This is a genomic window from Rhodoferax sp. (assembly GCF_044236835.1).
Taxonomy (GTDB): Bacteria; Pseudomonadota; Gammaproteobacteria; order Burkholderiales; family Burkholderiaceae_C; genus Allorhodoferax.
Genome location: NZ_JBIIGC010000015.1, coordinates 34,306 through 56,688, shown reverse-complemented (window position 1 = coordinate 56,688; position 22,383 = coordinate 34,306). Strand labels below are relative to the sequence as shown.

14 protein-coding genes are annotated in these 22,383 nt (G+C 65.1%); 9 read left to right on the top strand and 5 right to left on the bottom strand.

Going from position 1 to position 22,383, the window contains the following annotated elements; translation table 11 throughout:
- Positions 1-26: 26 nt before the first annotated feature.
- From xdhA to ACILRC_RS11420, 4 genes are read left to right on the top strand one after another with little or no spacing between them, the layout of a single operon-like run.
- Positions 27-1,514: a xanthine dehydrogenase small subunit gene (xdhA, locus tag ACILRC_RS11435; protein WP_395669532.1), complete on the top strand. Its 1,488-nt coding sequence runs from the start codon at positions 27-29 to the stop codon at positions 1,512-1,514.
- Positions 1,511-3,877, top strand: a complete 2,367-nt coding sequence (xdhB, locus tag ACILRC_RS11430; RefSeq protein ID WP_395669500.1) for a xanthine dehydrogenase molybdopterin binding subunit — start codon at positions 1,511-1,513, stop codon at positions 3,875-3,877. The genes xdhA and xdhB overlap by 4 nt, the downstream gene beginning before the upstream one ends.
- Positions 3,874-5,211 (top strand): glutamine synthetase family protein, encoded by a 1,338-nt coding sequence (locus tag ACILRC_RS11425; RefSeq protein ID WP_395669499.1) that lies wholly within the window; start codon positions 3,874-3,876, stop codon positions 5,209-5,211. The genes xdhB and ACILRC_RS11425 overlap by 4 nt, the downstream gene beginning before the upstream one ends.
- A gap of 18 nt (positions 5,212-5,229) precedes the next feature.
- On the top strand, positions 5,230-6,684 hold the full coding sequence (locus ACILRC_RS11420; protein WP_395669498.1) for an aspartate aminotransferase family protein: 1,455 nt from the start codon (positions 5,230-5,232) through the stop codon (positions 6,682-6,684).
- Between the two features lie 121 nt (positions 6,685-6,805).
- Here ACILRC_RS11420 and ACILRC_RS11415 read toward each other — a convergent pair whose 3' ends face one another.
- Positions 6,806-7,462, bottom strand: coding sequence for a Crp/Fnr family transcriptional regulator (locus ACILRC_RS11415; protein WP_395669497.1), 657 nt, complete (start codon positions 7,460-7,462; stop codon positions 6,806-6,808).
- A 93-nt stretch (positions 7,463-7,555) separates the two neighbouring features.
- Complete coding sequence (locus tag ACILRC_RS11410; RefSeq protein WP_395669496.1) at positions 7,556-8,890, bottom strand: glycerate kinase; 1,335 nt, start codon at positions 8,888-8,890, stop codon at positions 7,556-7,558.
- A gap of 147 nt (positions 8,891-9,037) precedes the next feature.
- On the opposite strand from ACILRC_RS11410, the gene ACILRC_RS11405 reads away from it, so the two are divergent.
- Both ACILRC_RS11405 and ACILRC_RS11400 read left to right on the top strand, forming a co-directional pair.
- Positions 9,038-10,462, top strand: a complete 1,425-nt coding sequence (locus tag ACILRC_RS11405) for an 8-oxoguanine deaminase (protein ID WP_395669495.1) — start codon at positions 9,038-9,040, stop codon at positions 10,460-10,462.
- A 274-nt stretch (positions 10,463-10,736) separates the two neighbouring features.
- A complete protein-coding gene (locus tag ACILRC_RS11400) occupies positions 10,737-16,082 on the top strand; it encodes an Ig-like domain-containing protein (RefSeq protein WP_395669494.1) in 5,346 nt (1,781 codons plus the stop codon).
- Positions 16,083-16,138: 56 nt separating this feature from the next.
- On the opposite strand, the gene ACILRC_RS11395 is transcribed toward ACILRC_RS11400, so the two are convergent.
- The gene (locus ACILRC_RS11395) at positions 16,139-17,422 is read right to left on the bottom strand and encodes a urate hydroxylase PuuD (RefSeq protein ID WP_395669493.1); all 1,284 of its coding nucleotides are present in this window, start codon (positions 17,420-17,422) and stop codon (positions 16,139-16,141) included.
- A gap of 6 nt (positions 17,423-17,428) precedes the next feature.
- Positions 17,429-18,358, bottom strand: coding sequence for a xanthine dehydrogenase accessory protein XdhC (xdhC, locus tag ACILRC_RS11390; protein ID WP_395669492.1), 930 nt, complete (start codon positions 18,356-18,358; stop codon positions 17,429-17,431).
- 167 nt (positions 18,359-18,525) lie between these two features.
- On the opposite strand from xdhC, the gene ACILRC_RS11385 reads away from it, so the two are divergent.
- Complete coding sequence (locus tag ACILRC_RS11385; RefSeq protein ID WP_395669531.1) at positions 18,526-19,047, top strand: hypothetical protein; 522 nt, start codon at positions 18,526-18,528, stop codon at positions 19,045-19,047.
- Positions 19,048-19,049: 2 nt separating this feature from the next.
- On the opposite strand, the gene uraH is transcribed toward ACILRC_RS11385, so the two are convergent.
- Positions 19,050-19,403: a hydroxyisourate hydrolase gene (gene uraH / locus ACILRC_RS11380; protein ID WP_395669491.1), complete on the bottom strand. Its 354-nt coding sequence runs from the start codon at positions 19,401-19,403 to the stop codon at positions 19,050-19,052.
- 177 nt (positions 19,404-19,580) lie between these two features.
- Between uraH and puuE the strand changes: the two genes are divergently transcribed.
- Positions 19,581-20,531 carry an allantoinase PuuE gene (puuE, locus tag ACILRC_RS11375; protein WP_395669490.1) on the top strand — a complete coding sequence of 317 codons (951 nt, stop codon included), beginning with the start codon at positions 19,581-19,583 and terminating at the stop codon, positions 20,529-20,531.
- 2 nt (positions 20,532-20,533) lie between these two features.
- A complete protein-coding gene (gene uraD / locus ACILRC_RS11370; RefSeq protein WP_395669489.1) occupies positions 20,534-22,381 on the top strand; it encodes a 2-oxo-4-hydroxy-4-carboxy-5-ureidoimidazoline decarboxylase in 1,848 nt (615 codons plus the stop codon).
- Positions 22,382-22,383 lie beyond the last annotated feature (2 nt).

The window sequence follows — 22,383 nt, the reverse complement described above, 5'->3', positions numbered from 1 at the left end:
GGGATTTCCCGTTGTACCCTTGGCACATGACCGACACCTTGCACACCCACCCCTTGCGATTCGTCCGGCGCGGCCAGACCGTCACACTGCACAACATACCGCCCACCCGCACCCTGCTGGACCTGCTGCGCGAAGACCTGCATTGCACCGGCACCAAGGAAGGCTGTGGCGAAGGCGACTGCGGCGCCTGCACCGTGGTGCTGGGCGAAGAGCGGGACGGCACACTGCGCTTGGGCGCAGTCAATAGCTGCATCCGCTTGGCCCATTCCATCGACGGCATGGCCTTGTGGACCGTCGAGGACATCGCCCAACCCGATGGCACGCTGCACCCTGCGCAAGAAGCCATGGTGGCCTGCCACGGCTCGCAATGCGGCTTTTGCACGCCGGGCTTTGTGATGAGCCTGTTTGCCCTGTACCAAGACACCCAAGGGCAGCCCATCGCGCGCGAACAGGCGCAGGCGGCGCTCTCGGGCAACCTGTGCCGCTGCACCGGCTACCGCCCCATTCTCGAGGCGGCCAGCGCCATGCAAAACCTGCCGCGGCATTCGCTCGACGAAAGCACGGTGCGCGCGCAGTTGCGCGCCCTGGCCGACCCAAAGATCAAAGCAGCAGCACGAAAAGACAAAGCCTCCAGCGCCTACCTCGCGCCGCGCACCCTTGCGGAGCTGCTGCGCGCACGCGCCCAGCACCCGCGGGCCCAATTGGTCGCTGGCTGCACCGACGTGGGCTTGTGGATCACCAAAATGCACATGCAGTTTGCGCAGGTGATAGACACCACCCAGGTGGCCGAACTGCGCCGCATCGAGCACTACCCGCACCATCTGGCCATCGGCGCGGCGGCCAGCTTGACCGACGCATTCGCCGCTTTGGTGGCCGACCGGCCACAGCTGGCCAGCTTTGCCCACCGCTTTGCCGGCCTGCCGGTGCGCAACTCCGGCACCTTGGGCGGCAACGTGGCCAATGGCTCGCCCATTGGTGACTCCATGCCGCTGCTGATTGCACTGGGCGCCAACGTGGTGCTGATGTCCGAGCGCGGCCACCGCGAGATGCCCCTGGAAGACCTCTACACCGGTTACCGCAAAAACGTGATGGCGCCCGACGACGTGCTGGCTTGGATCAAAGTGCCCAAGGCAGTCCCACACGAGTTCAGTCGGGCCTACAAAATCTCCAAGCGCTTCGAAGACGACATCTCTGCGGTGTGCCTGGCCATCCACCTCACACTGGACGAAGGCCATATCGCCGCTGCGTCCATCGGCGTAGGTGGTGTAGCCGCCACCCCAGTGCGCGCCGTCAAAACCCAGGCGGCGCTGCAAGGCCAGCGCTGGACCCAAGACACCGCCCACACAGCTGCACAGGTGCTGCAAGCCGAGTTCCAACCCATCTCCGACCTGCGCGCCAGCGCGCTTTACCGCAAGCAGGTGCTGGGCAATTTACTGCAACGGCTGTGGCTGGAAAGCCAAGGCACCGCCAACGTGAACCTAGAGAACTTCGCTGCGACGGGGGTGGCCGCATGAGCAAGACCAGCACCCCCGGCGCGGCGACCGGGGCACCCATCCCAGCCGCGCGCCCCACGGTTTCCAGCGGCACCTCGGTAGCGCACGAAAGTGCCCGCGCGCAGGTGGCAGGCGCGGTCACTTACATCGACGACATGCCCGAAGTGCGCGGCACCCTGCATGCCGCGCCCATTTTGTCCAACGTGGCCCACGGCACGTTGCGCGGTGTGGACGCCAGCGCGGCCCTGGCCATGCCCGGCGTGGTCGATGTGATTTTGGCCGCCGACATTCCGGGCGACCCCATGCTGGCTGCGTTTGCTGGCGACGAGCCGGTGTTTGCCCATGGCACCGTGCAGTTTGTGGGCCAGGTGGTCGGCCTGGTGCTGGCGCGTACCACCCTGCAAGCACGCCACGCGGCGCGCAAAGTCAAGCTCGACATCGCGCCCTTGCCCGCCATCCTGACGGTGGCCGATGCGTTGGCGGCCCAAAGCTATGTGCTGCCGCCGGTGTTCGTGCGCCGGGGCGACGCTGCAGCGGCCCTGCAATCTGCGCCCCACACCTTGCACGGCATGCTCGAAGTCGGCGGCCAAGAGCACTTCTACCTGGAGGGCCAAATCGCCTACGTGCTACCCCAAGAGCAAAACCAGTGGCTGGTGCACAGCAGCACCCAGCACCCGGGCGAGGTGCAGCACTGGGTGGCGCACGCGCTGGGCATCGACAACCACGCGGTGCGCGTGGAGTGCAGGCGCATGGGTGGCGGCTTTGGTGGCAAAGAAACCCAGGCCGGGCACCTGGCAGTGTGGGCGGCGGTGGCAGCGGCCAAACACCAACAGGCCGTCAAGCTGCGGCTGGACCGCGACGACGACTTCATGGTCACCGGCAAACGCCACCCCTTTGCCTACGACTACACCGCCGGTTTTGATGCCACCGGACGGCTGACGGCGTTGCAACTGACGATGGCGGTGAACTGCGGCTTCAGCGCCGACCTGTCCGGACCGGTGGCCGACCGCGCCATCTTCCACAGCGACAACGCCTACTACCTGGAGCATGTGGAGATTGCCTCCTACCGCTGCAAAACCCACACCCAAAGCCACACCGCATTCCGTGGCTTTGGCGGACCGCAAGGCGTCATCCTGATTGAAACCGTGATGGGCGACATCGCCCGCCACCTGCACATGGACCCGCTCGATGTGCGCCTGCGCAACCTTTACAGCGACGAGCCCATTGCCGGCACAGCGCACAAGCGCGACACCACGCACTACCAGATGAAGGTGGAGGACAACATCCTCGCACCGCTCTTGACCCAGCTGGAGGCAAGCTCACAGTACCGCCAGCGCGTGCAGGCCATTGCGCAATGGAACGCCGCCAGCCCGGTGCTCAAACGCGGCTTGGCCATCACCCCGGTCAAGTTCGGCATCAGCTTCACCGCCACCCTGTTCAACCAGGCTGGCGCGCTGGTGCATGTGTACACCGACGGCAGTGTGCAGGTCAACCACGGCGGCACCGAGATGGGCCAGGGCCTGCACACCAAGGTGGCGCAAATCGTGGCCGATGAGCTGGGCATTCCCTTTGGGCGGGTGCTGGCCACTGCGAGCGACACCAGCAAAGTGGCCAACGCATCGGCCACTGCAGCGTCTGCAGGCACCGATCTCAACGGCCGCGCAGCACAATTTGCGGCGCGCCATGTGCGCGACAACCTGGCGGCCTTTGTGTGCGGGCTCGACGGCTGCGGCGCGGGAGCCATCCGCTTTGAGGGTGGGCAGGTGGTGTCGCCCAAGGCGACGCGCAGCTTTGACGAGGTGGTCAAACTCGCCTACGCCAACCGCATCCAGCTCTGGAGCGACGGCTTCTACCGCACGCCCAAGATTCACTACGACAAGACCACCTTGAGTGGCCGGCCGTTTTATTACTTTGCCTACGGCGCGGCCTGCACCGAAGTGGCCATCGACACCCTCACCGGCGAGAGCAAAGTGCTCAAGGTCGATGTGCTGCACGATGTGGGCCGAAGCATCAACCCCGCGATCGACATCGGCCAGATCGAGGGCGGCTTTGTGCAGGGCATGGGCTGGCTGACTACCGAGCAACTGGTGTGGAACGACAAAGGCTACTTGGCTACGCACGCGCCCAGCACCTACAAGATCCCCACAGCGGGCGACATCCCGGCCCACTTTCGCGTCGACCTGTGGCCCGAACCCAACCGGGAAGACAATGTGTTTGGCAGCAAGGCGGTGGGCGAGCCGCCCTTCATGCTGGCCATCAGCGTGTACGAGGCGCTGCGCGATGCCATCGCCCAAGCGCGCGGCGACGGCATGGCGGTCACACTCACCGCACCCGCCACCGCGGAGAACGTGCTGCACGCGCTCAGCAAACAAGCCACCCCATGAACGACACCATCACCCAATTCATCGCCCAGCACCGCATCCACGAAGTGGAATGCGTCATTCCCGACATGACCGGCATCGCCCGGGGCAAGATTCTTCCCAAAGACCTGTTCCTGGCAGCGGGCGAAATGCGGCTTCCCAAAAGCGTGCTGCTCAACACCGTCAATGGCCAGCAGCCCGACAACGGCCCGTTTGTCGGCGAGACCGACCCCGACATGGTCTGCATCCCCGACATCCGCACCGCCCGTGTGGTTCCCTGGGCGGCCGAGCCGGTCGCGGTGGTGATCCACGATTGCCAGGAGTTCGACGGCTCGCCTGTGACCTTGTCGCCGCGCAGCGTGCTGCGCCACGTGGTCGGCCTGTTCGAGGCCAAAGGATGGCAGCCAGTGGTGGCGCCCGAGATGGAGTTCTACCTGGTCGCGCGCCAGCAAAACCCGCACGAACCGCTGCAGCCGCCGCTGGGGCGCTCGGGCAAGCCCGAGGCGGGCCGGCAGTCGTACTCGATTGACGCGGTCAACGACTTTGACCCCTTCTTCATGGAGCTGTCGCAGTTTTGCGAAGTGCACCGCCTGGGCGTGGAGACGCTGATCCACGAAGCGGGCGCTGGGCAAATGGAAATCAACTTTTCGCATGGCGACCCGATGGACCTGGCCGACCGGGTGTTTTTGTTTAAGCGCACGGTGCGCGAAACCGCCTTGCGCCACGGCATTTTTGCCACCTTCATGGCCAAACCCATGGAGCGCGAACCTGGCAGCGCTATGCACATCCACCAAAGCGTGCTGGACCAAGACACCGGCCACAACGTGTTTTCGCTGCCCGACGGCAGTGCCAGCCCGCTGTTTACCCACTACATCGGTGGGCTGCAAAAGTACGTGCCCCAGGTCATGCCCATGCTGGCGCCCTACGTCAATTCCTACCGGCGGCTCTCGCGCTTCATGTCTGCGCCCATCAATGTGCAATGGGGCCACGACAACCGCACCTGCGGCATCCGCATCCCCAAGTCTGGCCCCGACGCGCGACGCGTAGAAAACCGAGTGCCCGGTGTGGACGTCAACCCTTACCTGGCCATGGCCGCCACCCTGGCCTGCGGCTACCTGGGCATGACCGAGCAGATCGCGCCGTCCAGTCCGATGACCAGCAGCGCCTGGGACCTTGACTTTGAATTGCCCAACCACCTCGAAGACGCGCTCTCGCGCATGCGTGCTTGCGAGGCACTGGAGAAGGTTCTGTTCCCCGAGTTCGTCAAAGCCTTCTGCGCTGTCAAAGAGCTTGAGTACGCTACCTACAACCGCGTCATCAGCTCCTGGGAGCGCGAACACTTGCTGCTGCTGGTGTAAACGAATCTGAAAAGCACCATGCCAAGCGCCACGCCCACCCCCAACACCAGCCCAGCGAGTGGCAGCGCGCCGCCGCACCCAGGCTTACCCGCAGCAGACGCTCCCAGCAACCCCACACCAGCGCGCCTTTCGGCCAGCCGTCTGCAAGCGATGGCCGCGTCCGAGCGCGCACGCTATGTCGCCGCCAACCCGCGCTCCCAGGCACTGGCCGAGCGCGCCGCCGCCCATTGGCTTTTTGGCGTGCCGCTGCATTGGATGAACGACTGGTCCACACCGTTTGCGCTGCATGTGGCGCACGCCAGCGGCGCCACCGTCACCGACGTGGACGGCAACATCCGTGTGGACTTTTGCCTGGGCGACACCGGCGCCATGTTCGGCCACGCAGCACCTGCCGTGGCACAGGCGGTAGCCACCCAGATGCAACGCGGCTGCACCACCATGCTGGCCACCGAAGACGCAGCCTGGGTGGGCGAGGAGCTGGCGCGCCGCTTTGGCTTGCCGGTGTGGCAAAGCGCCATGACCGCCAGCGATGCCAACCGCTTTCTGCTGCGCTGGGTGCGCGCTGCCACCGGGCGCAAAAAACTGCTGGTCTTCAACGGCTGCTACCACGGCACCGTGGACGATGTGTTTGTCGATCTGGTGCGCGGCAAGCCGCAGATGCGCGACAGCCTGCTCGGCCAGGTGGTGGACCTGACAGCGCACACCGTGGTGGTGGAGTTCAATGACCTGCCCGCACTGCAAGCCGCGCTGCAGGAGGGCGATATCGCCTGTGTGCTGGCCGAACCGGTGATGACCAACATTGGCATGGTGCTGCCAGAGGATGGGTTTTGGCAGCAGGCGCAAGCCCTGATACGCCAACACGGGGCCTTGCTGATCTTGGACGAGACGCACACCCTGAGCAGCGGCTGTGGTGGCTACGCCCAGGCCCACGGCCTGCAGCCCGATGCGCTGGTGCTGGGCAAACCCATGGGTGGCGGCGTGCCTTGTGCCGTCTACGGCTTCAGCGCGGAGCTGGCCCAGCGCGCCATGCAAGCCAAGCGCGACGCGCCGCCGGGCCACTCTGGCATTGGCACCACCTTGACTGCCAATATGCTGGCCATGGCCGCCATGCGCGCCACGCTGGGCGCGGTGGCCACCGAGGCCGCTTACGCGCACATGCTGCGAATAGCCGACCGCATGGCGAAGGGCCTGCGCGACTGCATTGCGCGCCATGCGCTGCCGTGGTGCGTGACCCAGGTCGGCGCGCGCTGCGAGTTCCAGTTCGGGCCGATCGCACCACGCAACGGCAGCGAGGCCGCCAGCCTGATGGACGCCGAGCTCGAACAACTCATCCACCTGGCCCTGCTCAACCGCGGCGTCATGATCACGCCGTTCCACAACATGTTGCTGGCCTGCCCCGCCACCACCGAGGCGCAGGTGGAGTCGCTCTTGCGCGCGCTCGACGAGGTGCTGGCGCTTCTCACGCAGCCTTGAAGCGCAGGCGCAGCCCGGCCACCGGCGAACCAGTACCCCAACCCGGACCAACGCAGTGCCCCGCCCAGCTCCATCTCAGGCCGAGCCCTGGCTCCCCTAGAGTGCCTGGACCGTTTGGTGCCTACACCCCGGCCAGCGAGCGCAGGCCCTTGGGGTCCACCAAATTGAGCACCCTTCCTGAGCCGCTGATGAGGCTGCGCTCGCGCAGGTGCCGCAACACCCGCGACAGGGTTTCCGGAGCGATTCCCAACTGGGCGGCGATCAGGCGCTTTCGCTGCTGCAAGCGCACTGCCATCACACCCATGTGGCTGGACTGCGCTTGGCTGAGCAGCCACTCGGCGAACCTGGCCTCAGCGTCCTTGGCCAGCCGGCTCACCGCCAGCTCGGCCTGGCGGCGGTAGGCGCGCGCCATGTCGGTCAGGACCGAACGCGTCCACTGCGCAGACTGGGTTAACTGGGCCTGAAACTCATCGATAGGTACCCAGCGCAGCTGCACTTGCGACTCGGCCAGGCCATCGACCGCACTGGGTAAGCCCAAAACGGCCGCATTGACCTCCAGCCAGCACGGGCCTTGCACCACGCCCAATTGGTGCTCCAGGACAGAGCTTGGTCCAGCGTCACCCGGGGCGGTGGCTACCGCCAAACCCAGGACCACCCGGCCGGACTCCAGAAAGACGGCTTGCGTGGGCCGTGCGCCACGACGCAGCAGCACCGCACCTTCGGCAACGGTGTGCACCGGGTAGGCAGACAGAAAATTGGGGGTGCCGCTGGCAAGCATAGCCCGCACTGTGCCGCCTTGACCCAGCTTGGGCTTTGAGACAGATCAAACATCGGCCGCCGGCGCTTGCGGATTCGGCACCAGCGAGCGGGGTTACAGCACCAAGATGGCGCGGAAGTCGTTGACGTTGGTGTGCGTGGGGCCAGTCACCAGCAAATCGCCAAGGGCCTCGAAGTAGCCGTAGGCATCGTTGCGATCCAGATGGTCGACCAGTTTGGCGCCCAGCGCCTGCGCGCGGGCCAGCGTGTCGGGCGCCACGTACGCACCTGCGTTGTCTTGGACCCCGTCAATGCCGTCGGTGTCCGCCGCCAACGCCCAGACGCCATTTTGCCCTTGCAAAGCCAGCGCCAAACCCATGCAGAACTCCCCGGCGCGCCCGCCACGCCCCTTGGCAGCGCCGGCGGGCAAGGGGCGAACCGTCACCGTGGTTTCGCCCCCGCTCAATATCACACAAGGCGTGGCGAATGGCTGACCTGTTTGGGCCACCGCGCGGGCCAGGGCCGCGTGCACTTTGGCTACCTCGCGCGACTCGCCTTCGATGGCGTCGCTGAGCACATAGGCCGCCAAGCCGGTTGCGCGGGCCGCATCTGCTGCAGCTTGCAGCGCCTGCTGCGGGGTAGCAATCAGGTGCACCTCGTTGCGCTCGAACACCGCGTCGCCTGGCTTGGGCGTTTCCAGCGCGCCGCTGGCCAGTTGCGCTGCGATGGCAGGCGGTACCGCAATGCCATAGCGCCGCAAGATGTCTTGCGCCTGGGCGCAGGTGGTGGGATCGGGCACCGTGGGGCCGCTGGCGATCACCGAGGGATCGTCGCCGGGCACGTCGCTGATCAGCAAGGTCACCGCCCGTGCCGGCGCACACGCTGCGGCCAAGCGCCCACCTTTGATGCGCGAGAGGTGTTTGCGCACGCAGTTCATCTCGCCGATGTGGGCACCGCTTGCCAGCAGGGCTTGGTTGATGCGCTGCTTGTCCTGCAATTCCAGTCCGAGCGCGGGCAGCGTCAGCAAGGATGAGCCACCGCCCGAAATGAGGCACAGCACCAAGTCCTGGTCGCTCAGGCCCTCGGTAAGCGCAAGCATGCGCTCGGCCGCCTGCAGCCCGGCGGCGTCAGGCACCGGATGCGCCGCCTCCACCACCCTGATGCGGGGCGCTACGCCGTTGGGGCGCTCCGGCGTGTGGCCGTAGCGGGTGACCACCAAGCCATCCAAGGCCGCATCGGCGGGCCACAAGGCCTCGACCGCGTGGGCCATGGCACCGGCCGCCTTGCCGGCGCCCAGCACCAGGGTGCGCCCACCAGCCGCAGGCCGCATGGGCAAAAAAGCAGCGGTGTTGTGCAAGGGCAGCGCGCGGCGCACTGCAACATCAAACAAGTACCGCAAAAAATCGCGCGGCTGGGTGTGGGGATCGGGCGCGCTGTCGGTCTGGTTCATGGTGTGATTGGAGCGGTCGGCGGACGCTATGATTGTGCCGCACAGCCCGGTATGCACGGCAACGAGGCGCTCGCCTGTGGAAGCAGCGCGGGCGGCCTCCATCGGGATTCGGCCTCGGTCTTTTTGTCTTTATCCCAGCCAAAAGCCATGCCGACCCTTCTTATCCACAACGCCCACACCGTAGCTACCCAAGACGCGACCCAGCGCGAGCTGCGCAACGCCTCGGTGTTCGTGTGCGACAACCGCATCGAATGGCTAGGCGCCACCGCCGACCTACCGCCACAGGCCTTGCAGGCGGACACTGTCATCGACGCCCGCGACCACCTGGTCACACCCGGCTTGGTCAACACCCACCACCACATGTACCAAAGCCTGACGCGGGCGATTCCAGAGGTGCAAAACGCCGAGCTCTTTGGCTGGCTGCGCGGCCTCTACCCGATCTGGGCCGGGCTTACGCCCGAGATGGTGGCCGTGTCCACCCAGGTGGCCATGGCCGAGCTGCTGCTCTCGGGCTGCACCACCAGCAGCGACCACCTTTACATCTACCCCAACGGCGTGCGCCTGGAAGACAGCATCGCGGCAGCCCAAGACATCGGCATGCGCTTCGTGGCCACGCGCGGCAGCATGAGCGTTGGGCAAAGCCAGGGCGGTCTGCCGCCCGACCAAGTGGTGGAACGCGAGGACTTCATCCTCCAAGACACCCAGCGCTTGATCGAAACCCACCACGATGCAAGCTGGGGCGCGATGACCCAAATTGCGGTTGCGCCCTGCTCGCCCTTTAGCGTCAGCCGCGACCTGATGCGCGAGTCCGCCGCCTTGGCGCGCGCTTACGGCGTGCGCTTGCACACCCACCTGGCGGAAAACGACCACGACCTGGCCTACTCGCAGGCGAAGTTCAACTGCACCCCTGCGCAATACGCCCAAGACCTGGGCTGGTTGGGTAGCGACGTGTGGCACGCGCACTGCGTCAAGCTCGACGCAGACGGCATCAGCCTGTTTGCTGCTAGCCGCACCGGCGTGGCCCATTGCCCCTGCAGCAACATGCGCCTGGCCAGCGGTATTGCCCCAATTCGGCGCATGCTCGATGCTGGCGTTCCCGTTGGGTTGGGCGTGGATGGCAGCGCCAGCAACGACGCGGCCCACATGGTCAACGAGGCCCGCACGGCTTTGCTGCTGGCACGTGTAGGCCGCGCCATGCAACCGCCCGAGATGCGCGATGGCCGCACGTTCTTTGGCTGCGACTTGGGCCCCGCTGAAATGACCGCGCGCGACGCACTGCGCATCGCCACGCTCGGCGGCGCAAAGGTGCTGGGCCGCGCCGACATCGGCGCTCTGTCACAGGGTATGTGCGCTGATCTTGCGCTCTTTGACTTGCGCACCTTGGGCTTTGCCGGCGGCGCAGTGCACGACCCGGTAGGCGCCTTGCTGCTGTGCGCCAGCCCGCAAGCGGCTTACACCATCGTCAACGGGCGCTTGGTGGTGCAGCAAGGCCAACTCACAACCCTTGAACTCGCGCCCCTGCTGGAGCGGCACAACCGCTTGGCAGTTCAATTGGCGCAGACCGCGCACTAGGTCGGTCAGGTAGCCCCTCGCTGCGCGTTGCAGCGACCCGGCCACTCTTGCGCTCCATCGCTCTGCAAGGTCGCCCGGTGCAGGCACACCAACCCCAATAAGCACTTGTAGCGCGCGGGGTAGTGTCCGTACTCGAACAGTAGCGCCCGCCCGGCGTTCTCAAGTCCCTAGAGTCCGACGGCGTCGAACGCCAGCTTCGCCATCCGCCCCCTGCGCGCGGAGCGCCCGTGGCGTCCGGCACGACCCACTCCACACGAAGTCCAAGGGCACCACCATGAAGAACGCTGCAGACCTGCTCCATACCATCGCCGTCAACCACGGCGTGGCGCTCCCCCCCGAGAGCCAGCCCACGCCCACCAAAGTGAGCGCAGCCAAGCGCCGCCGCAAGACCCAAGACGAAGACGACACCGCCCCCACCCACGCCGCCGAGGTCACATCAGACAGCTCCGACAGCGCCGACTCCACCCCAACCCACACAGCCCCCAGCAACACCAGCGTGCAAACCGCAGACGCTGCGTTCGCCGCCGGCGAAGGCGATGCTGCATCCACCCTGGGCAGCACCTACTCCAGCGCACTCCCCAGCACGCAGGGCAGCGAAGGCACTGCAGCCCAACGCAGCGCGTCAGACTCCAGCCCCCTATGGCTGCCGCTGACCGTGCTGGCCGCCGGTGGAGTCGCCAACTACTACGCCAACAGCAACACCGCCTCGCCATCCCCGACAGGCTTTACCGTGTCCGGCACTGCCGTCTTGGGGCCTGTGATTGAAGGCCACAGTCTCACGGTATTTGTCTACCGGGCCGATGGGACCTTGCTGCAGCAGGCCAGCGTCAACCCGGACGGCAGTTACGCGCTCAGCGTCACCGAAAACTACACCGGCGTGCTCTTGCTGCGCCTGGTCGACTCCAGCAGCGACGCCGACTACCGCGACGAGGCCAGCGGCACCGCCAAGGACTTGGCAGCTGATCTGCGTGCTGCCACCGTCATCACGGCGCCGGGCAGCTACACGGTCCACATCAACCCGCTGACCGAGCTGGTAGTGCGCCAGCTCGGCTTGGCCGGTGGCGACAACGCCAGCTCTGCGGTGAGCCTAGCCGGCGTTTCGGCTAGCGCCATCGCCCAGGCCAACAGCCTGGTGGCGACTGCGCTGGGCTTATCCGGCACCAACATCGTCAGCAGTGCCGCCGTTGCCGCCGTAGGCTCCGACGGCAGCGCCAACCCCGCCGTCAACGACTTGGGGTTGGTGCTGGCAGCCCTCTCGGGCATAGAAGTCGGGCACGGCTTCAATACGGAGCAGATGCTGCAAGACCTGTCCTTGCGCCTGACAGACAGCAGCGGCCATTCGGCACTGGCGTTTGATCTGATTGCTGGCCTGGCCAACGTGGATAGCGTGCGTGGGCGCATCGGCGCGTTTGCACAGTCTTTGGGTCTTTCGAGCACCGATGCACAAGCCGCTGCCAGCGCCTGGATCGCTATCTACGCGCTGGCCGATGGCAGCGCAGGCAGTGCAGCACGCCCCAGCGCTCAGGAGTACACCGCCATTGGCATCACCGGGGTGCAGCCGGCCCAAGCCAGCTTGCTGGGCGATGCCATCGAACTCCAGGGCCGCAGTGCCATCAACTCCGTGGGCGAGGTGCAGTCCCTGGCAGACATTGCAACCAAGGTCATGCTGCACGCAGCAGGGCAAGCGCAGACCCTCACCCAGGCAGAGCTGGAGTCTTTGGGCATCACCGCCCTCAACCCAGCGCGCTTGGCCGATCTGCTGCACACCTTAGAGGCCAGCCCAGACGATGGCAGCGGTGCAGACACCCTGGCCGAGCTCCAAGCCATGGTGGACAGCACCGCTCCGGGTGCGCCCAGCTTTGACTTCGCGGCACCCAGCGGCGAGCCTGCCCAGCCTTATGTGGTCAACATCGAGACCGCAGCAATCCCCTTGACGGGCGCAGTCGAGGGCGCGGCCACCACAGTTCTGCTGCAGATCGGCATTCTGGCGCGCGAGGTCGCTGTCACCAATGGGGTGTGGAGCTACACCTTAACGGCAGTCGACTTGGAAGCCCTGGACCAAAGCACGGTCAGTCTGGTGGCTACAGCGCGTGATGCGGCTGGCAATACCAGCGCACATTCCGACTCCTTGGAGTTGACCGTCGACCTGCTGGCGCCCGATGCACCCGCCCTCACCAGCGTCACCGCCGATAGCTTCTCCACGGATGCCGTCTCCGGCGCGGTCACCATCAATGTGCAGCGGCGCGACGCCAGCTCCGGTGTGGTGATCCGTGGTACCTGTGAACCAGGCGCCACAGAGGTTCGATTGGTCTTTGACAGCGCGCCAGGCACCGAGCACCTGACAGAGATTGACACCGCTAACAACACGTGGACCTACGTCCTGCGCGCAGGCGACATCGACGCCATGGAGCAAGGCCACGAGACCATCACCGTCACCCAGACCGACGCAGCAGGCAACACCGGAACCGCTTCTGCCTCCTTGAACCTCAACATCGACACCGTGGTGCCCGATGCCCCAGCGATCGCTTCGATCTCTACTGACAGTGCCTCCGACCAGACCACCATCAATGCAGCAGAGCGCAACTCCCAAGCCGGGGTGCTCATCAGTGGCACCAAGGAAGCTGGCGCCTCCGTGACCTTGCGCCTGGGCCAGCGCCCCGATGGCTCCTTCGCCAGAACCATTGAGATCGCAGCTTCCGCTGCCGAATCCTGGAGCTACACCCTCACTGAGGATGACTACTCTGCCATGGGCGAAGGCCTCGATGCCTTCTCGGTCACCCAGACCGATGCTGCGGGCAATACCAGTGTCGCTTTGGCTGCGCTGGATATCAGCGTCGATACCAATGCTCCGCTTGCGCCCACGGTCACCGCGGTCTCCGCTGGCGCCTCCATCAATGCCGCTGAGCGCGATGCCGGTGTCACCTTGAGCGGCACCGGCGAAGTCGGTGCCACCGTGACGGTGCACTTTAGCCATACGGAGTTGGGCAACACCATCTCCACCGAGGTGGGCACCGCCACCGTGGGCAATGACGGCAATTGGAGTGTGCGGGTTGCCCCTGATCAAATCCCTCAGATGGCCAGCGGTTCGGTCTCCTTCACGGCCACCCAGACAGACGTCGCTGGCAACCCCAGTGTAGATTCCGATGCGGTGCAAGTGAACGTCGATACCGAGATCGGCAGCATCGCTCTCCTACGCCCCCCCGCCTTCATCGGTCTCGGTGATGTCGACTTGACGGCCTTCAATGGCACGTGCGACATCGGCGCCTCGGTCAGGCTGTACCTTGATGGCGACACTGTTGGGCGCGCGATTGACGTCACCAACGGAACGTTCCGCTTTACCTTCAGCGAGTTGGAGGTTGAGCACATGCAACAAGGCGAGGAGACATTGAAGTTGGTGCAGACCGATGACGCAGGCAACTCCAGCGAGCTAACGTTCCGGGTCCATGTTGATACGTTGGCGCCTGATATGCCGGGATTTGAAGCAGTTGGCGGCGGAAGTCAGATCATCAATGCCAGTATGGCCTCTGCAGGCGTCACGCTAAAGGGCACCTGCGAACCCAACGCCCAAGTTACCGTGCACATCGATGGTGGAGACTTAAACGGTCAAGCGCTCGTAGCGCAAACCACCAACGGAAGGTGGCAGCTGGTGTTGACCCTGGAGCAACTGGCCAGTCTGACAGATGGACGTTACTCGTTCCAGGTGATTCAGCAAGACGAGGCAGGAAACCAATCCGAAAGCGCTGGTCGCTCAATCACCATAGACAAAACACCACCAATCGCTCCCACCATCGGTGTGCTCAACGGAGACACCAACTTCACCAGCGCCGACCTTGCAAACGGCGGCACAGTGACCCTGACGGGCAGCAAAGAAGCCAACGCTTCCGTTACCCTGCATTGGGGTCTGCGAAGCGATGGCACATTCGCCAGAACCATCACCTCACCGCACACCACAAGCACCACCTGGAGCTACACCCTCAATCCAGAAGACTACCTCGCAATGGGCCAAGGAGCGGACCAAATTTCGGTAACCCAGACCGACCTCGGCGGCAACACCGGAATTGCAACGACCTTGGATGTGGACGTTGACCTTAGCACCATTGCAGCGCCCACCATTGATACGGTGGCTGGTAACAACATCATTAACGCCACCGAGCGCGATGCCCCGACCGGCGTCACCATCAAGGGTACAAAAGAGAGCGGTGCAACTGTCTTGCTTATCGTGCGCAGGGCTGATGATTCCTCCAAGGCAATAGAAGTCACCCTGGCAAGCTCGCAGAGTACCGAGTGGAGCTATGTGATGACCAGCAGCGACTACACCGTGCTCGGTGAAGGTGTGATGGAGGTAGTTGCAAGGTCGTTCGACGCAACCAAGGGCTTGAGCCCAGACTCCACCTTGCAATTGACCATCGACACCGTGGCCCCAGCAGGGCCCCCAACCATCGTGGGCAACATCACGGGCGACAACATCATCAATGCGCAGGAGGCAGCAAACGGAGTCACCCTGACTGGCACTTGCGAACCCAACGCCAAGGTTCATTTGTCTATTACTTTGAGTTTACACATCATGGACGTGGAAGCAACGGTGGTCGGCACCACGTGGACCTGTTTTTTAAGTAGCGCAACCATTAAGCTTTTTTTTGGGACAGGTGACGTAGAGATCTCATTCAACCAGGAGGATGCCGCAGGCAATCTCGGTCCCACTTCAAGCTTCATGCTCAGCAACGACTTCATCGCTCCAGATGCTCCCACGATCGGTGTGCTAGGCGGAGACACCAACATCACCCGTGCCGACTTTGCAAACGGCGGCGCAGTGACCCTGACGGGCAGCAAAGAACCCAACGCTTCCATTACCCTGCATTTGGGTCTGCAAGGCGATGGCACATTCGCCAAGTCCATCACCTTGATCCGTCCCGCAAGCACCACCTGGAGCTACACCCTCACACCAGAAGACTACCTCGCAATGGGCCAAGGAGCGGACCAAATTTCGGTAACCCAGACCGACTTTGCCGGCAACACCGGAATTGCAGCGACCTTGGATGTGAACGTCGACACTGTCGCACTGCAAAACCTGTCCATCAATGCAGTCTCCACCGACAACACCATCACCACCACCGAAGTCGGCGCCCTGATCACCGGAACCCGCGAGAACGAGGCAACGGTCAGCCTGCGGTTGGGTACTGCAACGGCGCTCACCGTGAGCTCTGGCGCAGGCACCTCCTGGAGCTACGCGCTCACCCAGGCAGACATCACCAGCATGGGACTGGGCTCCGAAGATTTGACTGTGACCCAAACCGACCGCGCCGGCAACGTGAGCGCTACCACGACGCTCACCATCAACGTGGTCGCCGCAGCAGCACTGGCGCAGCAGAGCAGCGCCGGTGTGCAGCTTGCCAGCCCGGCCACTGCCGACCTCACATCCCTGTGGGCTGCCTTCAATGGCAGCAGCACCAGCCCCGGTACGCCGCAGGACGCGCCGCTGGGCTGGTTTGGCACGCTGGCAGTCCAGAGCGACTGGTCTGACCAGGCCAGCGCAACAGGCCACTACACCGTCTCGGTAGGCGGCGTGGTGGCTGAGGCCCAGGACAACGCGCTGCACTACGTGGCCTTGCAGGTGCTGTAGGCCCACAAGGCGCCCGCACCCACCGGGTGCTCGCAGCAGGCGAGCGCAGCGCGGGCTCAGTGGGTGGGGGCGCCGCCTTCAAACCAGCGCCGAATGAGGTCGCGCTCGGCCTCGGTGATGCCGGTGGAGTTGTTCATGGGCATGCTGCGGCTTACCACCACCTGTTGGTACACCGCTTGGGCGTGGGTGGCCAGTGCCTGGGGCGTGTCCACACGCACGTTTTTCATTTGCACCTGGTCGGCGTGGCACATGTAGCAGCGCTGGGCCAACACCGGCTGTATTTGCGCGTAGCCTACGGGGCCGCTCTGGGCCACAGCAGGCCCCGTGCCAGCACCGCTTGCTCCCCCAGCAGCAGTTGCACCTGCGCTGGAGCTTGCGTCCGAGGCTGCACTGGCAGTGCTGGGGCTTTGCGGCGCCGGAGCCAGCCAGGCCACGGCCCCCACAATGCACGCCACACCGACCGCCGCATACGGCCAAGGGTGGGCGTTGCGTCCCAGCTTGAATCCGTGGCGCAGCACAAAAAACTGGCGGATGGCGGCGCCCGCAAACATCATGATGATGAGCACCAGCCAGTTCTGCGGGTGGCTGTAGGTGAAGCTGTAGTGGTTGCTCAGCATGGCAAACAGCACTGGCAGGGTGAAGTAGGTGTTGTGCACACTGCGCTGCTTGCCGCGCTTGCCGTGGATGGGGTCCACCGGCTGGCCCGCCTGGATGCTGGCCACCATGGCACGCTGGCCGGGGATGATCCAGAAGAACACATTGGCGCTCATGGCGGTGGCGATCATGGCGCCCACCAGCAAGAACGCGGCGCGTCCGGCAAACCAGTGGCAGGCCAGCCAGGCCGCAATGCACACCAACACCGCCACCAGCGCGCCCACGATAGCGTCGCCGTTTTTGCGCTGCCCAAAAATGCGGCAAATGGCGTCGTAGGCGAGCCAGAACACCACCAAAAATCCCAGCGCTACCGCCACCGCCGCCGCCGGTGCCCAGTCCATCACCGACTTGTCAATCAGGTAGGTGCCCGCGCTCCACAGGTAGGACACGGTAAACAGCGCAAAACCGGTCAGCCAGGTGCTGTAGCTCTCCCAGTAAAACCAGTGCAGGTGCTTGGGCAGTTGCGGCGGCGCGCCGGCAAACTTGACCGGGTGGTAGAAGCCGCCACCATGCAACGCCCACAACTCGCCGCTGACGCCTTGGCGCTTGAGGTCCTCTTCCTCGGGCGGCGTGAGGCTGCTGTCCAAAAACACAAAGTAGAACGAGGAGCCCACCCACGCGATGGCGGTAATCACATGCGCCCAGCGCAAAAGCAAGTTGGCCCAGTCGAGGAGGTAGCTTTCCATGGTTGTTTATCCTGCGTGCGAAAAAAGGGGTTTTGGAGCCGAAGCGGTATCGGAACCAGCGGCGACTGTGTCAGTCTGCAGCCCCGCAGCCAACGAACTGGGCGGTGGCACAGCGGTCCGGCTGGCCACTTGCAAGAGTTGGGCCGCCACGCCCACGGCAATCACTTCGGGGCGCTTGTCGGCAATGCCTGCCACACCAATCGGGCAGGTCACATAGTCCAGCTCGGCCTGCGTGAAGCCGCGCGCCAGCAGTCGCTGGCGAAACGATGCCCATTTGGTTTTACTGCCGATCAGGCCCACGAAAGGCAGGTCGCCGCGCGCCCGCTGGCGCTGCAGGCAGGCGCTGACGATGTCCAGGTCTTCGGCGTGGCTGAAGCTCATGATCACAACCAGGCTGTGCGCGGGCAGGCTGGCCACGGCGCCATGCACCGGCTGCGAGTGCTCGCACTGCACCGACTGCGCCAGTTCTGGGGGGAACACGCTGTCGCGGCTGTCAATCCAGAGCAGCTGCACCGGCAGGCGCGAGAGCACTTCGGCCAGCGCCAACCCCACATGCCCGGCGCCAAACAGTGCCACCGGAACCCCCGCTGGTGCGAGTTGCCGCGCTAGCCGCGCCACATCGACCGCTCCCACCGGCTCAAAAGCCAGCACCACCTGACCGCCGCAGCACTGTCCCAGGCTGGGGCCCAGCGGGTAGCGTACGCTGGCGTCCACCGCCTCGCCCGCCAGCAGGCGGTGGGCGTGGGCCAAAGCGTCGAGCTCCAAGCGGCCACCGCCCACGGTGGCCAGCGCGCCATCGGCAAACACCGCCATCCAGGCGCCCACCTCGCGTGGCACGGAGCCCTGTGTGGATACCACTCGGACGAGCACCGCGTCCTGGGTGCGCAGCCGCGATAAGAATTGCGCCAAATGGTCCATCATTGGTGGCTGTTCCATCGCAACCGCCGCGGGCTGTGACAATCTCGGGCACAGTACGCGCCAGACGCCCCCAGTGGAGACCGACCATGTGGCAGCCCCCGACTAGCTATGTCCTTTGCGCAGCCTGCGCCCCCAACAAGCAAGCCGCCGTCCACGCTGATGCGGCCCGAAGTGCCCCAAGCAACCTGACGTGGCGCCCCCCTCGCTGCGCACTGGCGCTGGGGCTGGCTGCGTTGATCGCTGGCTGCGCCACACCGCCACCGCCCGCACCACCCCCCCCCGCAGCACAGACACAGCCGCCCCGCGTGGCGGCCCCGGTGCTGCCCAAACCGCCACCCGCGCGTGCGCCCGAGCCCAGCGGCCCGGTCTCGGTGGCCACCTCGCCACGGGCTTACCGGGTGGATGCGGCCTCGCACCTCTACGCGCGCAACGCAGAGCGCATCTTCAAGGGCCAGTTGCCGCCGCTGCTGTATGCCATTGGGGTGCTGGAGGTGGACATCGATGCTGTCGGCCGGGTGGCCGACCTGCGCTGGATGCGCGCGCCCAAGCACGCGCCTGAAGTGGTGGCCGAGATCGAACGCTCGGTGCACGCCGCCGCGCCCTACCCAGCACCGCTGCGCATGGGGCGAGTCACCTACACCGACACCTGGCTGTGGCACAAAAGCGGGAAGTTTCAACTCGACACCCTCACCGAGGGCCAACGATAAAGTCATGAGCCCCGGTAGGTGGAGTAGCTCCAGGGGCTGACCAGCAGCGGCACGTGGTAGTGCTGGTCGGCATGGGCCACGCCAAAGTCCAGGCTGACTTGGTTCAAAAAGTTGGGCTCAGGTAGCACGACGCCGCGCGCCTTGAAGTACGCCGCCACCTCGAACACCAGGCGGTAGGTGCCCACCTTCAGGCTCTGGTTGTCGTAGAGCGGGCCATCGGGGTTGCGACCATCGGCGTTCAGCACCAGCTGCTTGACCAAGGTTGCTGTTCCGCCCTCGGTGGTGTACAAGGCTACGGCCATGCCGCTGGCCGGGGTGCCGTGCATGGTGTCCAAAACATGTGTGCTCAATCCCATGGGGTGCCTCGCGGGTTGGATGCGCTTTGTATGCTGCGTTGTGGGTGCTGCGGTAGGAGATGCCGATTGCTCGGGCGCCAGGATGGAGCCAAGTGTATTCATCTTGCAACGCGGGAGATAACATCCGGGCATGCGCCCGCTCTCCAACCGTACTGCACCGCCCGCGCCCCGACGCCCATGAGCCACTACGACAGCACCCTGCCCTACCCCCGTGATTTAACCGGCTACGGCCGCACCCCACCCCATGCCGCTTGGCCCGGCGGCGCCCGCATCGCGGTGCAGTTTGTGCTCAATTACGAAGAGGGCGGCGAAAACAGCGTGCTGCACGGGGATGCGGGTTCGGAGCAGTTTCTTTCCGAGATGTTCAACCCGGCGAGCTACCCCGAGCGCCATATCAGCATGGAAGGCATTTACGAATACGGCTCGCGCGCCGGGGTGTGGCGCATCCTGCGCGAGTTTGAAAAGCGCGGCCTGCCGCTGACCGTGTTTGGCGTGGGCATGGCGCTGGAGCGCCACCCCGAGTTGACCGCCGCCTTTGTCGAACTGGGCCACGAGATCGCCTGCCACGGCTGGCGCTGGATCCACTACCAAAACATGGACGAGGCCACCGAGCGCGAGCACATGCGGCTGGGTATGGATGCGATTGAGCGTCTGGCCGGCAGCCGCGCCTTAGGCTGGTACACCGGTCGCGACAGCCCCAACACCCGCCGCCTGGTGGCCGACTATGGCGGCTTTGCCTACGACAGCGACTACTACGGCGACGACCTGCCCTTTTGGATGCAAGTGCGCAAAACCGACGGCAGCGTGGTGCCCCAACTCATCGTGCCCTACACCCTGGACTGCAACGACATGCGCTTTGCCCTGCCCCAGGGCTACTCGCATGCCGACCCGTTCTACCAGTACCTCAAAGACACCTTCGATGCGCTCTACGCCGAGGGCGATCCCGCTGGTCTGAACCAACCGTCCATGATGAGCATCGGCATGCACTGCCGCCTGCTGGGCCGTCCGGGGCGCATCACCGCCTTGCAGCGCTTTTTGGACCACATCGCAGCGCATGACAGGGTGTGGGTCTGCCGCCGCCTGGACATCGCCCAGCACTGGCGCGCAACCCACCCGTTTGTGGAGTAAGCGTGGCAGCCACCTTGCAGAAACTCAACACCGCCAGCGCCGAAGACGCGCTGGCCTTGCTCGACGGCTTGTACGAACACTCGCCCTGGATTGCGCAATCGGCGCTGGCGCAGCGGCCGTTTGTGTCGCTGGCCGCGCTCAAGCACGCTATGGCGCGCGTAGTGGCTGGCAGCAGCAAAGAGGCGCAACTGGCGCTCTTGCGTGCTCACCCCGAGCTAGCAGGCAAGGCCATGGTGGACAAAAGCCTGACCGCCGAATCCACCCACGAACAAAACACCGCCGGGCTGACCCGCTGCACGCCGCAGGAGTTTGCCCACATCCAGCAGCTCAATGCCGACTACAACGCGCGCTTTGGCTTCCCATTCATCTTGGCGGTGCGCGGGCCGCGCGGCACGGGATTGGGCAAGGCCGAGATCATCGCCACCTTCGAGCGCCGCCTGAAAAACCACCCCGACTTCGAGCTGCAAGAGTGCCTGCGCAATGTGCACCGCATTGCCGAGATTCGGCTGAGCGACAAGTTCGGCGTTTCACCCACGCTGGGCAACCTGGTGTGGGACTGGCAAGAATCGCTGGCGCAGCACACCGACCCCGGCTACGCCGAGCGCGGCCAGCTCACGGTCACTTACCTGACAGACGCGCACCGCGCCTGCATGCAGCAGATTCGCAACGACATGCTGCAAGCCGGCTGCGATATGGTGGACATTGACGCGGTGGGCAACGTGGTGGGGCGCTACCTGGGCGCGCATGGTGCCACTGCTGCCGCTGGTGGCTCGCCGCGCATGCCCGCGCTGCTCACCGGCAGCCACTTTGATACGGTGCGTAACGGTGGCAAGTACGACGGGCGGCTGGGCATTTATGTGCCGCTGGCCTGCGTCAAGACCTTGGCCGAGCAACAACGCCGCCTGCCGTTTGACCTGGAGATCGTGGCCTTTGCCGAAGAAGAGGGCCAGCGCTTCAAAGCGACCTTTCTAGGCTCGGGCGCACTCACCGGCGACTTTGACCCCAGCTGGCTGGACCAGCGCGATGCAGATGGCATCAGCATGCGCGAGGCCATGCACACCGCCGGTTTGAACCCGCAAGACATTGCCGGCCTGCGCCGCAACCCGGTCTACTACCAAGGTTTTGTGGAGGTGCACATCGAGCAAGGCCCGGTGCTCAACGCGCTGGACCTGCCGCTGGGCATCGTCACCTCCATCAATGCCAGCGTGCGCTACACCGGCGAGGTGCTGGGTACCGCCAGCCACGCCGGCACCACGCCCATGGACCAGCGCCGCGACGCTGCCGCTGCGGTCGCCGAGTTACTGCTGTTTGTAGAACAGCGCGCTCGCGCCGACGGCGACTCGGTGGGTACGGTGGGCCAACTGCTGGTGCCCAACGGCTCCATCAACGTGGTGCCCGGGCGATGCCAGTTTTCGCTGGACTTGCGCGCGCCCAGCGATGCGCAGCGCGATGCGCTGGAGCGCGATGTGCTGGCCGCACTGCAGCGCATCTGCAGCGCGCGCGGCGTGGACCACACGCTGACGCAAACCATGCGCGCCAGCGCGGCCCCCAGCGACATTGCCTGGCAGCGGCGCTGGGAGGCCGCCGTCGGCGCCCTGGGCGTGCCGCTGCACCGTATGCCCAGTGGCGCCGGGCACGACGCGATGAAGCTGCACGACATCCTGCCCCAGGCCATGCTGTTTGTGCGTGGACAGAACGCGGGCATCAGCCACAACCAGCTGGAGTCCACCACCAGCGACGATATGCAGCTGGCCATTGACGCCTTTACCCACCTTCTTGAACAACTCGCCAACGGGTCCAAAGACCAGCCATCCCCCACGCACCCCAGTCCAACCCGACACCAACCCTGAGA

Excerpts from the sequence above, each read along its gene's own strand:
- ACILRC_RS11415 (WP_395669497.1), bottom strand. The coding sequence starts at position 7,462 with ATGCTTGCCAGCGGCACCCCCAATTTTCTGTCTGCCTACCCGGTGCAC.
- xdhC (WP_395669492.1), bottom strand. The coding sequence starts at position 18,358 with ATGGAACAGCCACCAATGATGGACCATTTGGCGCAATTCTTATCGCGG.
- ACILRC_RS11405 (WP_395669495.1), top strand. The coding sequence starts at position 9,038 with ATGCCGACCCTTCTTATCCACAACGCCCACACCGTAGCTACCCAAGAC.
- uraH (WP_395669491.1), bottom strand. The coding sequence starts at position 19,403 with ATGGGATTGAGCACACATGTTTTGGACACCATGCACGGCACCCCGGCC.
- xdhB (WP_395669500.1), top strand. The coding sequence starts at position 1,511 with ATGAGCAAGACCAGCACCCCCGGCGCGGCGACCGGGGCACCCATCCCA.
- ACILRC_RS11425 (WP_395669499.1), top strand. The coding sequence starts at position 3,874 with ATGAACGACACCATCACCCAATTCATCGCCCAGCACCGCATCCACGAA.
- xdhA (WP_395669532.1), top strand. The coding sequence starts at position 27 with ATGACCGACACCTTGCACACCCACCCCTTGCGATTCGTCCGGCGCGGC.
- ACILRC_RS11395 (WP_395669493.1), bottom strand. The coding sequence starts at position 17,422 with ATGGAAAGCTACCTCCTCGACTGGGCCAACTTGCTTTTGCGCTGGGCG.
- ACILRC_RS11420 (WP_395669498.1), top strand. The coding sequence starts at position 5,230 with ATGCCAAGCGCCACGCCCACCCCCAACACCAGCCCAGCGAGTGGCAGC.
- ACILRC_RS11400 (WP_395669494.1), top strand. The coding sequence starts at position 10,737 with ATGAAGAACGCTGCAGACCTGCTCCATACCATCGCCGTCAACCACGGC.
- ACILRC_RS11410 (WP_395669496.1), bottom strand. The coding sequence starts at position 8,890 with ATGAACCAGACCGACAGCGCGCCCGATCCCCACACCCAGCCGCGCGAT.
- puuE (WP_395669490.1), top strand. The coding sequence starts at position 19,581 with ATGAGCCACTACGACAGCACCCTGCCCTACCCCCGTGATTTAACCGGC.